The organism is Novosphingobium aquimarinum, assembly GCF_009746585.1.
Lineage (GTDB): Bacteria > Pseudomonadota > Alphaproteobacteria > Sphingomonadales > Sphingomonadaceae > Novosphingobium > Novosphingobium aquimarinum.
This window is the reverse complement of sequence record NZ_WRPO01000014.1, coordinates 64699-77358: the sequence shown is the minus strand read 5'-3', so window position 1 is coordinate 77358 and position 12660 is coordinate 64699. Positions and strand designations below refer to the sequence as shown.

Annotated in this window: 11 protein-coding genes; 2 read left to right on the top strand and 9 right to left on the bottom strand. The window is 62.9% G+C overall.

Going from position 1 to position 12660, the window contains the following annotated elements; genetic code table 11:
- Positions 1–91 precede the first annotated feature (91 nt).
- Positions 92–1075 carry a glycerophosphodiester phosphodiesterase family protein gene (locus GQO94_RS14175; RefSeq protein ID WP_232332942.1) on the bottom strand — a complete coding sequence of 328 codons (984 nt, stop codon included), beginning with the start codon at positions 1073–1075 and terminating at the stop codon, positions 92–94.
- Between the two features lie 295 nt (positions 1076–1370).
- Positions 1371–3023, bottom strand: a complete 1653-nt coding sequence (locus GQO94_RS14170) for a caspase family protein (protein WP_156842083.1) — start codon at positions 3021–3023, stop codon at positions 1371–1373.
- 199 nt (positions 3024–3222) lie between these two features.
- Here GQO94_RS14170 and GQO94_RS21050 point away from each other — a divergent pair, with 199 nt between their 5' ends.
- Entirely contained in the window at positions 3223–3975 is a 753-nt protein-coding gene (locus tag GQO94_RS21050) for a hypothetical protein (protein WP_232332941.1), read from the top strand.
- Between the two features lie 95 nt (positions 3976–4070).
- On the opposite strand, the gene GQO94_RS14160 is transcribed toward GQO94_RS21050, so the two are convergent.
- The 7 genes from GQO94_RS14160 to GQO94_RS14130 form a co-directional block, all read right to left on the bottom strand.
- On the bottom strand, positions 4071–4934 hold the full coding sequence (locus GQO94_RS14160) for an HNH endonuclease (protein WP_156842082.1): 864 nt from the start codon (positions 4932–4934) through the stop codon (positions 4071–4073).
- A gap of 9 nt (positions 4935–4943) precedes the next feature.
- Complete coding sequence (locus tag GQO94_RS14155) at positions 4944–5516, bottom strand: hypothetical protein (RefSeq protein ID WP_156842081.1); 573 nt, start codon at positions 5514–5516, stop codon at positions 4944–4946.
- A gap of 212 nt (positions 5517–5728) precedes the next feature.
- On the bottom strand, positions 5729–5944 hold the full coding sequence (locus GQO94_RS14150) for a DUF2283 domain-containing protein (protein ID WP_156842080.1): 216 nt from the start codon (positions 5942–5944) through the stop codon (positions 5729–5731).
- Positions 5941–6192 carry a hypothetical protein gene (locus tag GQO94_RS14145; RefSeq protein WP_156842079.1) on the bottom strand — a complete coding sequence of 84 codons (252 nt, stop codon included), beginning with the start codon at positions 6190–6192 and terminating at the stop codon, positions 5941–5943. Before GQO94_RS14145 ends, GQO94_RS14150 begins: the two co-directional genes overlap by 4 nt.
- Before the next feature lie 82 nt (positions 6193–6274).
- On the bottom strand, positions 6275–6508 hold the full coding sequence (locus GQO94_RS14140; RefSeq protein WP_156842078.1) for a hypothetical protein: 234 nt from the start codon (positions 6506–6508) through the stop codon (positions 6275–6277).
- A gap of 76 nt (positions 6509–6584) precedes the next feature.
- Entirely contained in the window at positions 6585–8402 is a 1818-nt protein-coding gene (gene lepA, locus GQO94_RS14135; RefSeq protein ID WP_156842077.1) for a translation elongation factor 4, read from the bottom strand.
- A 31-nt stretch (positions 8403–8433) separates the two neighbouring features.
- Positions 8434–11133 (bottom strand): EAL domain-containing protein, encoded by a 2700-nt coding sequence (locus GQO94_RS14130; protein WP_156842076.1) that lies wholly within the window; start codon positions 11131–11133, stop codon positions 8434–8436.
- Positions 11134–11317: 184 nt separating this feature from the next.
- On the opposite strand from GQO94_RS14130, the gene GQO94_RS14125 reads away from it, so the two are divergent.
- Positions 11318–12625 (top strand): FAD-dependent oxidoreductase, encoded by a 1308-nt coding sequence (locus tag GQO94_RS14125; protein ID WP_156842075.1) that lies wholly within the window; start codon positions 11318–11320, stop codon positions 12623–12625.
- The last annotated feature ends 35 nt before the right edge of the window (positions 12626–12660 follow it).

The window sequence follows — 12660 nt, the reverse complement described above, 5'->3', positions numbered from 1 at the left end:
GACCGCCCGCTTGGAATGTCGATTGTTGAGTGGATCGCTGCCCTGGATGTCCGAGCTTCTTGGCGACAACGGCAGTCATGCGGCGATGGGCTTAAGCTCCACTTTTTAGCTCGCCTGACTTCTTCGCCCACGCTGGCCCGACGTCCTCTACCGCGTCGGTCCAGATCAAACCGTTGAAGCTGGCCGGGACAGCATCGAGATCGTCAGGGTCCGTTATGCCGGGTGCGCCATTTTCGTTTTCAATGCTTCCGAGTAATATCACGGTCGTGTTGGATTGGCGCATCCGTTCAAGAAACCGGTTGGGCCATCCCCATACCAGAACCCTGTAGTTGATCGGCACTCCGATCACGCTGTTAGCGCAAGAACCGGGCGTTTTCGTGCTCCATCCGACCTTCATGTAATCGAGGGTGCACGTTTTCATTTCTGCCTTGGAGAAGGCAAAGCCGCTCGGATTGATGGATTTCCAGCGCATGACAGGCTTGTCATGGCCATAGACCATGATCTTGTCGTCGATAGCGATCCCATGCCTATCGAGATAGGCGCGCAAGAGATCCGCTTCGTGTATCCATCGGCTCTTGAAGTTGATCAGGAAGCGTTGCTCCGGGAAGGCCTTCAGGACTTCGGCCAATGACGGCATCATCCCCTTTCCCTTGCCACGGAACGGGAATGTCTTGCCGCCGTCAGCGGTGTACCCATAGCCTACGTCGAGCGACTTGAGATATGCTAGAGACTGCTCACGAGTGACGCCGCTCCCTTCGGTCCGGCAATCGATCGTCCAATCGTGGAAGACCACGAACTCGTTGTCGGTCGTCGGGTGGATATCGATTTCAAGGATGTCGGCGCCCGCCCAAAAGCTGGCAGCGATCGAGGGCAAGGTGTTCTCGATGTATGGGTTTTTCGGAGGCCGCATGCGGTTCGCGGTGCAAGTGTCTTTGTCGATCCCAACCCGGTCGTAAAGCTGATGAATCCCCCTATGCGCCATCAGCCGCGCTTCGCCTTCGTACTCAGGCGCAAGCCACGACGCATTTGCGATATAGACCGCACCCATCAGCGTGAGCGCTGCAAGAAGAATCACGCGACGTCGCTTCATTTGCCGATGCCCAGCCTAGATCTTGGGAATTGGCTTTAGGAACATATCGCCCTTGGAGGAAAGATCGAAAGGGAGTTTGCTGCCGTTACGTGCGATCCTACGCAACGACGGATTTGTCCCAAAGGCGTTAGTCCGTCACCGTCCCTGCCAATAACGGCTTTTGGGTCGTGTCCGGTAAGTCCGCATGTAGGCGAGCCGCGACCCCCGGCCGTCCTGCCGCGATGGCGGCACAGGGGCGGCTGTCTGGGAATGATGGGTAAGCGCGGGGTGCCGAGCCTGTTTATTGGCTCGCTTGCGGCGTCCCGTCGGGTCCGCAGCCGGCATACCGGCAGTACATTTCCGCCATGAACCGGCGGTCCGCTGCGTAGCGTTGCTCGGTCCGGCGATAGTCGGCGAAGTTCGCGCCGTCGGGGTTCGAGGCGGTATGCTCGGCGCGCATGTCGCGAAAGAAGCGCTGCTGTGCCTCGGGCGTATAGACCGGATTACCGCCGACCTTTTGCGTATAGAGCCGCGAAATCGCATCCTGGTGCGCCATCATCGCCTGACGGAAGGTCATCAGCGGCCCGGCGTAATACGCGTCGAGCGCCAGAGTGCAGGCGTTGATCGCACCGACCTTCGCGACCGGGTCCGGGATCGCCTCGAAGTCGCCGCGGCAATCGGGATAGGCCGCATCGGAAAAGCGCGGGGTCGCGGGCAACGTCGGAAGCGGCTGGGTGGCGCGCAGCTCGTTGAGCCGGGCGAGCGAGCCGGACGGCGGCGCGGGGCGCGGGGCGATGAACTCGGCGGGCGGTGCGGGGGTGGGTACGGGTGCAGACGCAGATGCGGGATCGGCCAGACCGGACGCCGCATCGGGATCGACCGAAGCGATGGCGGCGCTCGCCGGGCGCGACGCGGCGAAATCGACGGCCCCCGGCTCGTTCACCGCCGGCGTGCGGGCGGCGAGCCTGGGGCGATCGGGCGCGGGCGCGGCCTCGAGTTTCGCCAGGTTGTCGCGCGCCATGCCGGCGAACAGCCCCTCGGGGAACTGGCGCAGGAACGAGCGGTAGGCGCCGGCGGTGTTCGCGCTCGCCGCGCCTTGCCAGGCCAGCGCCTCGAGCGCGGCACGGTCGTTCGCGGTGGCGGCGGGCGCGGCGGCGACGCGCTGCGGGACGATGTAGATCGGCGTGCCGGTCATGCTCGCCGAAACGAAGGGGCGCTGCTTGCCGCCGGTCGACGAGAGCACGTCGTCGCGGATGGCGCCGCCGAGCAGTTGCACCGGCAGCCCCGGCTCGCGCAGGCGGCGGGCGAGCGAGGCGGCGAAAGGCGAGTTGGCGCCGTCCCCGTCCTGCGCGACTTGACCCGGCGCGGCGGCGAAGATGATCAGCACGTCGTCGATCTCGATCCCCGAAAGCCCCTGCCCCACTGCGCGCACGCCGCGCCGCCACGCGTTGCCGAACGGGTTGTTGCGGCACGAATCGAGCACCAGCATCCGCGTCTGCGCGCCGGTCACGCTCTCCAGCAGCCGGTCGAGATTGATCGCCTCGTAAGGCAAGTCGAACTCGGTCTCGAGCCGCGCGTCGGTCGGGATCAGCCAGTTGCGCCCCTGCCCCTCGATCGCGTGGCCGGCGTAGTAGATCATCGCGATCTCGGCGCCGTCGGCGCGGATGCGGAACTCGCGCAGCGCCTGCTGGAAATCGCCGTTCGACAGGTTCTGCGCCAGCGTCACGTCGAAGCCCGCGTCGCGCGCCGACTGCGCGATCAGCCGCGCATCGTTGGGCGGATTGTCGAGGCTCGTGGTGTGGGCATAAGTCGCGTTGCCGATCACCAGCGCCACCTTGCGCGCGGCCTCGGCCGGCATCGCCCACACACCGGCGAGCGCGGCGCACAGCAAGACCGCCAGCCGCCAGGCGGCCGCCGCCCGATGCGAGAATGTGCGCTGCGAGAAGGCCGACATCGGCGTCCCTCCGTTTCAAAAGCCCCGGTTTTCCGGCCTCCCGAATGCCAAATCCGGGCGAGTCGCACAATGTGAACTAAGCCACACGCCCGCCCCGCCCCGGCACACGCGCCCGGCCCGCGCGCATTATCCGTTTTCCTACAGGGCCTTGGCCGAGGCACAGTGCGCGCCCCTTTTTGCCGAGAAAGCCCCTGCCCCCATGCCCAGATCGACACCCCGACCCGCGACCGGACTCAAACCGCCCGCCACGCCCCTCACCGCCGAGCCCACGCTCGACATCACCCCCGCGCCGCCGCGCACCCTGCCCGCGTTCACCCCCGTCCCGCGCAAGTGCCAGCGCTTCGACGGCTGGACGCCCGAGCGCCAGCGCGGCTTCATCGAGGCGCTCGCCGACACCGGCAGCCCGAAACACGCCGCCCGCGCCGTCGGCATGACGCCCGAAGGCGCCTACCTGCTGCGCCGCCACCCCGAGGGCGAGGAGTTCCGCCAGGCCTGGGAAGCCGCGCTCGCGCTCGGCGTCGAGCGGCTGGAGGACATCGCCATGGAACGCGCGATCCACGGCATCGAAGTGCCGGTCTATTCCTACGGCAAGCTCGTCGGCACCCGCCGCGTGTTCAACGACGGGCTGCTCATGTTCCTCCTGCGCAACCGCGCCCCCCACCGCTTCGCCGCCGATAGCCTGCACAACCTCGACGCCGCCACCCAATCGAGCCTCGCCCGCCTCAAACGCGAATGGCGCGCCGAGTGGGACGCCGAACAGGAAGCCGCCCGCGCGGTGGATTCCGACAAGGTCCTCGCCTCGATCGACGCCAAGATCGACCGCATGCGCAAAGCCCAGCACGACAGCATGAGCCCCGAAACCCGCCGCCTGTGGGACGCGTACCAGCGCAGCCACAGCGAGGACAAGAAGGGGTACACGATGCCGTGGGATGAGGATCAGGGAGATGAGTGAAGGAGTAGGAAGGAAGGGGAATGCGAGGGTTATTACCCTCGCGCTCCCGGGTGTTTGGTGCGGGGCCGGGCCCCAGCGCCACGCCAAAAGAACTTTCAGAAACTATGGTGTTCGCGATGCCATGCAAGAAACTGTGGGTGCGGCCGATCACCTTCACGCGCAGGTGCTAGCAATTGACGACTCGGATTGAGCAATGCTTCGACCCCTTCGCGGTCGTTCACCTTACGATGAACAAGGATCGAAAGGTCATCGGCGAAGCCAATCAATCCCCGATCAAACATCCAGTGAGCAGTTCCGGATAACGCCAGTCCGTTGCGGACGCTGTCGGGACCGCCATGCTCGACCGGACGGATGTGTGCGGCCTCGGCTTCCAGCCGCCCTCCCCCATTTATGAGCTTCCACCCTGTCACCGCACAGCGCCCATCGTAAGCTTCCAGTACCGCGCGACGAAACGCGCGGTCGCGGAATGGCCGATTGATGAGCGATTGCACGACAGGTCGTTCGATTTCGAAAGGGAGCTGCCCTTCCCGCACACGGCCGAGCGGCTCAATCTCACCAATGCGTGGAAGCATGTCATCTTCGGGCAAGCCCAGCGAAATGATGCGGGCGAAATCGGAATTGGACAACGGACGCACCGCTGCCTGCGCGTTCGCCAAATCACGCTCAACGGGCTCGCCATCGATCCTGTGCGGTACATTTGGTGAAAACGGCAGATAGCTGCCCGGTTCGATCAGCGCCCGGAAGCGATCAGACACATCTGGGTCGTTTTCGATCCGCTCGACCTTCGCAACGGCAAAGAACCCCTTCGAGTGCGGGAGCTTCACCGGCTCGCGATAGACGATCCAGTTGCCAACCATTTGCTTTGCGCGGCTGAGGTAAATTTTCGGGAATTGATACCGCACTTCGGGAATGTCGTCGTAGATCGACGCATCTTTATGCAGGAATACGCCGTAGGTCATGCGACAGGATCAGCCACCGCAAGACCTCCAAATTGGCTCTCCTGGACCGTTAGAGCCCGGGAACTGCCAACCATTAGAGGTTACGCTGCTCACGACTGCCATTGCAAGTTCAACCACGTGTCGCCGAGTATGATTGAGGAATGAAACGTCAACGGCGGTCTCGAATTCATAAAATTTACGGTCAAAGAACCTTGCGCGCGATGCACCATTTTGATCAGGCGGCCTCCACGAAGCATGGCAGAGTGCGTTTCTCAAATGGCTTGCTTTGCGAAGGTCCAAAATAAGGGTCTCGAAACCGGACAATCCGCATCTCCCGTATGCCTTCACAGCGGATTCGTAGGCCTGTATTTTAGCGCCCAGCGGATCTGTAAGAGCCTTTTCAAGCTGGCCCTGCCACTTCTCTAAAGCAGTTGAAACTTCATCATCTTGGTATTCAGTAACTGCCGTAAAAGCAAAAATTGCTTTACCAAGCGTTTCTTCAAGAAACCCATATGTTGCAATCGTGCGACCAAGTTCCTGCCAAAACTCGTCCAAATGCAGGTGCGTCGGAAAACCCTCTGGTAGTGCCGCAATATCAATCACGTACGATTTTCTTGTCCGCAAATTTAGTGCTCCAAATTCTAAATACTCTTATCTAAACCTTAGAGCTTAAATACAATTAAGGAGCGAGGAAGCCTTGATTTCTGAGAACGCGAGTTCGATGGCCTTCGCATTTTTCCTTGTCTTTTTACTGTTCTCCTTGCCAGAAACATTGCGCAGCTGCGTACCGGCTCTGAGCCCGGCATAGTTCCTGCTTAAGCCGCCCTTAGCGAACCAAATGGCAGCGCGACGGTCTCAAGCGACCCAAGATCAAGCTTCCCCGAAGCCCCATCGATATCAAGCCCCACGATATTCCCGTCCTCGCCGAAATCCGCATTCACGCCATCCGCAATCTCGCGGGTCTCGGCAGATGCCGCATCGCGCAACTCGATATAGAGGCTGTCGGTTTCGGGATAGTAGTGCAGCTTCATGGCGTGTCCTCGCGAAATCCCCGGTCGAGGAAGGCGTTGTGGATCGTCTCGCCGTCTTCGAGGGTTACGACGCGCAAGATGCGCGTCGCGGGCTCGTCTGGCAAGGTGATGCGGCCCCAGTGGCGGATGCGGCCGTCGTCTTGCATTTCGCGGCGGATCGGCGCGGCGAGGACGGCGCGGCATAGCTCGACAGACAGGTAGGGCCGCTTACGCAGAACCTGTTCGTCGAAGTATCGAGTGGTGGCCATGGTGCCATCCTAGCAGCAAGCGCCCATTTCCGGGAGCGCGAGGGCGATGGCCCTCGCATTTCCTGTCTGCTCTGAACTACGATTATTTGGTGGCAGCGATCCGAACTTCGCTTTCCCGCCATTTCGAGAGCTCGCCAGCGGCTTCTAGGGTACCCGCTTCGACCAGCTTTTCCAGTTCCAGCGCTATGGAATTAAAAGCTGCGTCGTCGTCTGGAAGCCCCAAGTCTTCGTGCGTAGTCCGGAGGACCCGTGCGACCTTCAGCCAGGTCGATCGGCAATTTTGCAGAATAGCATCGGAAATCGTCGGCATGGTCATACTGTCCCCGTGCTCATGACCGATGGCCTAGTCGTCGCTTACTGCACGATTTTCGACAAAGCAGCTGCGGTCGTGCTTACTCCTCCCCCATACGCAGCGCGGCGATAAACGCCTCCTGCGGGATGCTCACATTCCCGTACTCGCGCATCTTCGCCTTGCCCTTCTTCTGCTTTTCGAGGAGCTTCTTCTTGCGGGAGATGTCGCCGCCGTAGCACTTGGCGGTCACGTCCTTGCGCATGGCGCTGATCGTCTCGCGGGCGACGACCTTGCCGCCGATCGCGGCCTGGATCGGGATCTTGAAGAGGTGCTTGGGGATGAGGTCCTTGAGGCGCTCGCACATGTGTCGGCCGCGGCTTTCGGCGACCGAGCGGTGGACGATCATCGAGAGCGCGTCGACCGGCTCGTTGTTGACGAGGATGCTCATCTTGACGAGGTCGCCTTCGCGCAGGCCGATCTGTTCGTAGTCGAAGGAGGCATAGCCTCGGCTGATCGACTTGAGGCGATCGTAGAAGTCGAACACCACTTCGTTGAGCGGCAGTTCGTAGACCGCCTGGGCGCGGCCGCCGACGTACGTGAGATCGCGCTGCACGCCGCGCCGGTCCTGGCACAGCTTGAGGATCGAGCCGAGGTATTCGTCGGGGGTGTAGATGGTCGCCTTGATCCACGGCTCGTCGATCTGGGCGATGCGGCTGGGATCGGGATAGTCGGCCGGGTTGTGGAGCAGGATCTCGCGGGCGTCGTCGGTGCGGCTCTTGTTGAGCTGGATGCGGTAGACGACGCTGGGCGCGGTGGTGATGAGGTCGAGGTCGTACTCGCGGGTGAGGCGTTCCTGGATGATCTCGAGGTGGAGCAGGCCGAGGAAGCCGCAGCGAAAGCCGAAGCCGAGGGCGGCGCTGCTTTCAGCCTCGAACGAGAAGCTGGCGTCGTTGAGGCGCAGCTTGCCGATCGATTCGCGCAACTTCTCGAAGTCCGCCGCGTCGACCGGGAACAGGCCGCAGAATACCACCGGCTGCACTTCCTTGTAGCCGGGCAGCGCCTCGCTGGCGCCGCCTTTCACCGTGGTGATGGTGTCGCCGACTTTGGCCTGCTCGACTTCCTTGATCTGCGCGGTGATGAAGCCGATCTCGCCGGGGCCGATCTCGGGCAAGTCGATGCGCTTGGGGGTCATGCAGCCGACGCGGTCGACCAGGTGGTCGGTATCGCCCTGCATGAAGCGGACCTGGAGGCCCTTCTTGAGGACGCCGTCCATCACTCGCACGAGGATGACGACGCCGAGGTAGGGGTCGTACCAGGAATCGACCAGCATGGCTTTGAGCGGCTTATCGCGGCTGCCCTGCGGGGCGGGGATCTTGGCGACGATCTGTTCGAGGATCTCCTCGATGCCGATGCCCGACTTGGCGCTGGCGAGCACGGCTTCGCTGGCGTCGATGCCGATGATGTCCTCGATCTCGGCCTTGACCTTTTCGGGTTCGGCGGCGGGGAGATCGATCTTGTTGATGACGGGGACGATCTCGTGGTCGTGCTCGATAGACTGGTAGACGTTGGCGAGCGTCTGCGCCTCGACCCCTTGCGCGGCGTCGACGACGAGCAGCGCGCCTTCGCAGGCGGCGAGGCTGCGGGAGACCTCGTAGGCGAAGTCGACGTGGCCGGGGGTGTCCATGAGGTTGAGCTCGTAAGTGAGCCCGTCCTTGGCGGTGTAATTGAGGCGCACCGTCTGCGCCTTGATGGTGATCCCGCGCTCTTTTTCGATGTCCATGTTATCAAGGACTTGCGCGGACATCTCGCGGTCGGTCAGCCCGCCGGTGGCCTGGATCAGGCGGTCGGCGAGCGTGGATTTGCCATGGTCGATGTGGGCGATAATGGAAAAGTTGCGGATGAGCGAAAGATCAGTCATCCGCCGCCGTTAGCAGTGCTTTCGCACCCTGTCAGCCAGCCTTGCGCAGCAGCGTGGCTTCGGGTCTCGTCCGCCTGGCGCCCGGAGGCAGGAAGCTGACTGCCCCGGTCTCGTCGAGTTCGAGCGGCACGGCGAACTCCATGCCCATGCGATCCTCCTTGCACCACTTCGCCGTCGCAGTCACCTGGTAGCCTTCCGAGAGCTGAATCGCGAAGGTGGTGCCTTCCGGCACGTTCCACAGCCCCTCGATCATCGCCCCGGTCTGCGATACGTTGCGAATGGTCCCGTTGTAGCGATGATCGCCGTAGGACAGGACCACCTTGCGCAGCATCGTCTGACGCGGCGGCCGTGCCGAGCGGGGCCCCCGCGCCACCGCGGTGAAGCCCGAAGCGAGCCGTTCGGTCGCGTTCTGCGCGGTCAGGGCCTTTTCGTAGATGTAGCCCTGAACATGGCTGCACCCGAGCATGCGGACGAGATCGAGCTCGTCGAGCGTCTCGACACCTTCTGCCGTGGTCTCCATCCCCAGCGCTTCGGCCAGGCTTACGATCGCGGAAATGATCGCGCCGTTGCGGCTTCCGTCGATCGTCGCACCGCGCACGAAGCTCTGGTCGATCTTGATCTTGTCGAACGGCGCCTTCTTGAGATAGCCGAGCGAGGAGTAGCCAGTCCCAAAATCATCGAGCGCGAGGCGAACGCCGATACCCTTGAGCGCCGCGAACATCGCCTCGGTCGCCTTGTCGTCATTGAGGAACACGCTCTCGGTAATCTCGAGTTCGATCCGCGAGGGCTGAATCCCCGCTGCCGCGATGGCATTGGTGACGACGGCCGGAAGCGCCGGGTTGGCGAACTGCAGGGTCGACACGTTGACCGCCACGCGAACGTCCTGCGGCCACCGCACCGCATCCTGGCACGCCGTGCGGATCGCCCATTCGCCGATTGCCGAGATCAGCCCGGCGTCCTCAGCGACAGGAATGAATTTCGCGGGCGAGAGATAGCCGTGGCCGGGCCGGTTCCAGCGCAGCAGCGCTTCGAAACCGGTAATTTTCTCGGTCGTGACTCGCACTTGCGGCTGATAGTGCAGTTCGAGATCGCCGTTGGCGATCGCATCGCGAAGCTCCTGTTCGAGCTGCTGGCGCTCTTGCGCGTCGCTGTGCAGATCCTCGGCGTAGAAGTGATGACGACCGCGCCCACCGTCCTTCGCGGCATAGAGCGCGAGATCGGCATTGCGGATGATCGCGTCGGACTTGCTACCGTCATCCGGGCACAGGGCGATGCCGATGGAGGCGCCGATACTGACGCGGCTGCCTTCGATCGAATAGGGCTGCGACAGCGTTTCGATAATGCGTCTGGCAAGATTGGCGATGTCGTCGCGCGGGAGATGGCCGGGAAGGATGACCTGGAATTCGTCGCCACCCAGGCGGCCGACACGCCCGCTGTCCCCCACCGTGGTTCGCAGACGATCGGCAACCTGCTTGAGCAGAGCGTCGCCGGCAGGGTGACCCATCGTATCGTTGACTTGCTTGAAGCGGTCGAGATCGAGCAGGAACACGGCGCATGAACGATTCTCGGCGCGCGGTGCGTTCATTATCTTCTCGAGCCACTCGGACATCTGAAACCGGTTGGCGAGTTTGGTCAGCGAATCGAAGCGCGCCAGCTGCGTGACATGTCGTTGCGAACGGCGGTGCTCGGTCAGGTCCGTACCCGAACCGCGAAACCCGAGGAAATTTTTGAACTGATCGTGCATGGGCCGGCCGGTTATCGACCACCAGCGTTCTTCGCTTTCGCCGGTCGCAGCCTTGGCCTGCAGATCCTGGAAGGATGAGCGCGTGGAAAGATGGAACACGAGAGTTCGTTCGCTCTCCTGCTCGGCTGTCTTCAGTTCGAACAGATCCGTGAACGGGCGCCCTTCGAGGTCGGCAGGGGCGCACCCCAGCAAGCTGGCGATCCTAGGAGTGATATACGTGAGTTGACCGCGCCGGTCGGTTTCCCAGAACCATCCTTGGCCAGTGCTTTCGTATTCGGACAGCAGTTCCTCGGCGCGACGATGCTCCCTGTTCTGCGAGGCCCGGCGAAGTGCCTCCGCTGAACTGGAGCGGGCGTGCATTACCGCGATCTGCACGTAAGTGATTGCCGCTGCGAAAAGGAGGACGATCCCCGGCAGCGAACCCGCGACGATCGAACCGCCACCCCAGATGCCAAGCGACACCCCTAGGATCGAAACCATCCGTCCGTTGAGCAAGGCGTTCGCGAACATCACGATGATCGCCAGCAAAGGCACCGTCAGATCCCATTCGAGGCTTTCGACTCGCCCCGCCCATCGGACCGTCGCGAAACCGAGCATCGCCATCGGCAAGACAATGCTTACCAGCATCACGGGATAGCGCTGCCAGCTGTCCGCAGCGAACGCTTGTTCGAGGCGAACGAGCAAGGGCGTCGCGGCGCAAAGAGCGATCGCCAGCAGCAAGGCGAGTCCGGACAGAATGCTCGGCAAGGACAAGGACACTGCCGCCATCACCAGCACGACGACGAGAAGGCACGGCGCCATGAACACCCACGCCGGCGCCACGAAGAAATGCAGCGGATCACTGGGCGCGTCGTACCGGGTCCAGGCCAAGTTGAACCGACTCTTGGGCACGCTGATTTCGGGGGATGCCGTCCGAGACTTGGGCACGCCAGCGGGTGCAGCCGAAATACTGCGTGCCGCCCCTCCGAAATTACCCCTGTGTGGCATCGAGTTCCCATGGGGCCCACTCGCTTGAGAATTGGTTAAACCCCCCATTTTCAAATGACTCCAGGATCTTATGGCTCTTGCGCAAAAGCTTCGGCTGGCTCGGGCCTAGCCGCGCTTTTTCCTTGCGACGAAGGGCCCGGACATGCTTGCCTGCGCAGCCAAGAACAGCAGGAGTGGCGCATAAGTGAGGCAGATAGCGATCGTGGGTTCGGGCCCGGCGGGCTACTACACGGCGGAAGCGGCCGTGAAGCTGTGGGGCGAGGACGTCCATGTCGACATCTTCGATTCGCTGCCCGTTCCATTCGGCCTGATTCGCAGCGGCGTCGCGCCCGATCATCAGTCGATCAAAGGCGTATCTCGCCGCTATGAAGCGACCGCGAAGGCGGAAAACGTGCGGTTTATCGGAAACGTCACGGTCGGTAGCGACGTAACCGTGGGCGAATTGCGCGACCTTTACGACGCCGTCATTCTGGCCACCGGTGCCCCAAGCGATCGCCAGCTCGGGCTTGCCGGAGAGGACCTCGGCAACGTCTTCGGCAGCGCCGCCTTCGTCGGCTGGTACAACGGGCACCCCAATTTCGCTGGGCTCGATCCCGCGCTTTCGCACGACACCGCGGTGATCATCGGCAACGGCAATGTCGCGCTCGACGTGGCACGCATTCTCGCCAAGTCACAGGACGAGCTCGCGGGAAGCGATATCGTGGCCCATGCACTCACGGCATTGCAAGGCTCGGCGGTGCGCCGCATCGTCATTCTGGGCCGGCGTGGCCCGCATCAGATCGCGATGACCCCCAAGGAGCTGGGCGAACTCGGCCAGCTTTCACGCGCTTGCCCGCGCGTCGATCCCGCCGACCTGCCCCCGGTGGACGAGGATCAGGCGCTCGAACCCGGCGTGCGCAAATCGGTAATGCATCTGCGCGCTTTCGCAGAAGCGGCCTCCTGCCCCGAAAAAGGGATCGAAATCGAGTTCGACTTCTTTGCTTCACCCGTCGCGATCCTCGGGCAGGATGGCCGTGTCGAAGCGGTCGAAGTCGAGCGCACACGACTGGAGAATGGCCGCGCAGTCGGAACCGGGGAAACCTACCGGATCGCCGCCGGGCTGCTCGTGACGTGCATCGGCTACCAGACCTCGCCGATCCCCGACGTCCCTTATGACGAAAAGAACGGCCGCTTCGCCAATGACGAAGGGCGCATCGCGCCCGGCCTCTATTGCGTCGGCTGGGCGCGGCGGGGCCCGACCGGAACCATCGGCACCAACCGCCCCGACGGGTTTTCGATCATCGAAAAGGTCGCCGAGGACATCGCCGAGGGCGCCGTCAAGCCCGGACGCGCAGGCTTCGAAACGATCGCGGCCGAACGCGGCATCGACTTTGTGAAATTCACCGACTGGCAGCGGATCGACGAAGCCGAAATCGCCAACGCCCGCACCGGCTCACCGCGGGAGAAGTTCGTGCACGTCGATCACATGATCGGGGCGCTGGGGCGGGAGTAGCACGCCTGCCCGCGCGCGGTACCTGCGCGGTCGTC

Excerpts from the sequence above, each read along its gene's own strand:
- GQO94_RS14170 (WP_156842083.1), bottom strand. The coding sequence starts at position 3,023 with ATGTCGGCCTTCTCGCAGCGCACATTCTCGCATCGGGCGGCGGCCGCC.
- GQO94_RS21050 (WP_232332941.1), top strand. The coding sequence starts at position 3,223 with ATGCCCAGATCGACACCCCGACCCGCGACCGGACTCAAACCGCCCGCC.
- GQO94_RS14140 (WP_156842078.1), bottom strand. The coding sequence starts at position 6,508 with ATGACCATGCCGACGATTTCCGATGCTATTCTGCAAAATTGCCGATCG.
- GQO94_RS14145 (WP_156842079.1), bottom strand. The coding sequence starts at position 6,192 with ATGGCCACCACTCGATACTTCGACGAACAGGTTCTGCGTAAGCGGCCC.
- GQO94_RS14160 (WP_156842082.1), bottom strand. The coding sequence starts at position 4,934 with ATGACCTACGGCGTATTCCTGCATAAAGATGCGTCGATCTACGACGAC.
- GQO94_RS14150 (WP_156842080.1), bottom strand. The coding sequence starts at position 5,944 with ATGAAGCTGCACTACTATCCCGAAACCGACAGCCTCTATATCGAGTTG.
- lepA (WP_156842077.1), bottom strand. The coding sequence starts at position 8,402 with ATGACTGATCTTTCGCTCATCCGCAACTTTTCCATTATCGCCCACATC.
- GQO94_RS14130 (WP_156842076.1), bottom strand. The coding sequence starts at position 11,133 with ATGCCACACAGGGGTAATTTCGGAGGGGCGGCACGCAGTATTTCGGCT.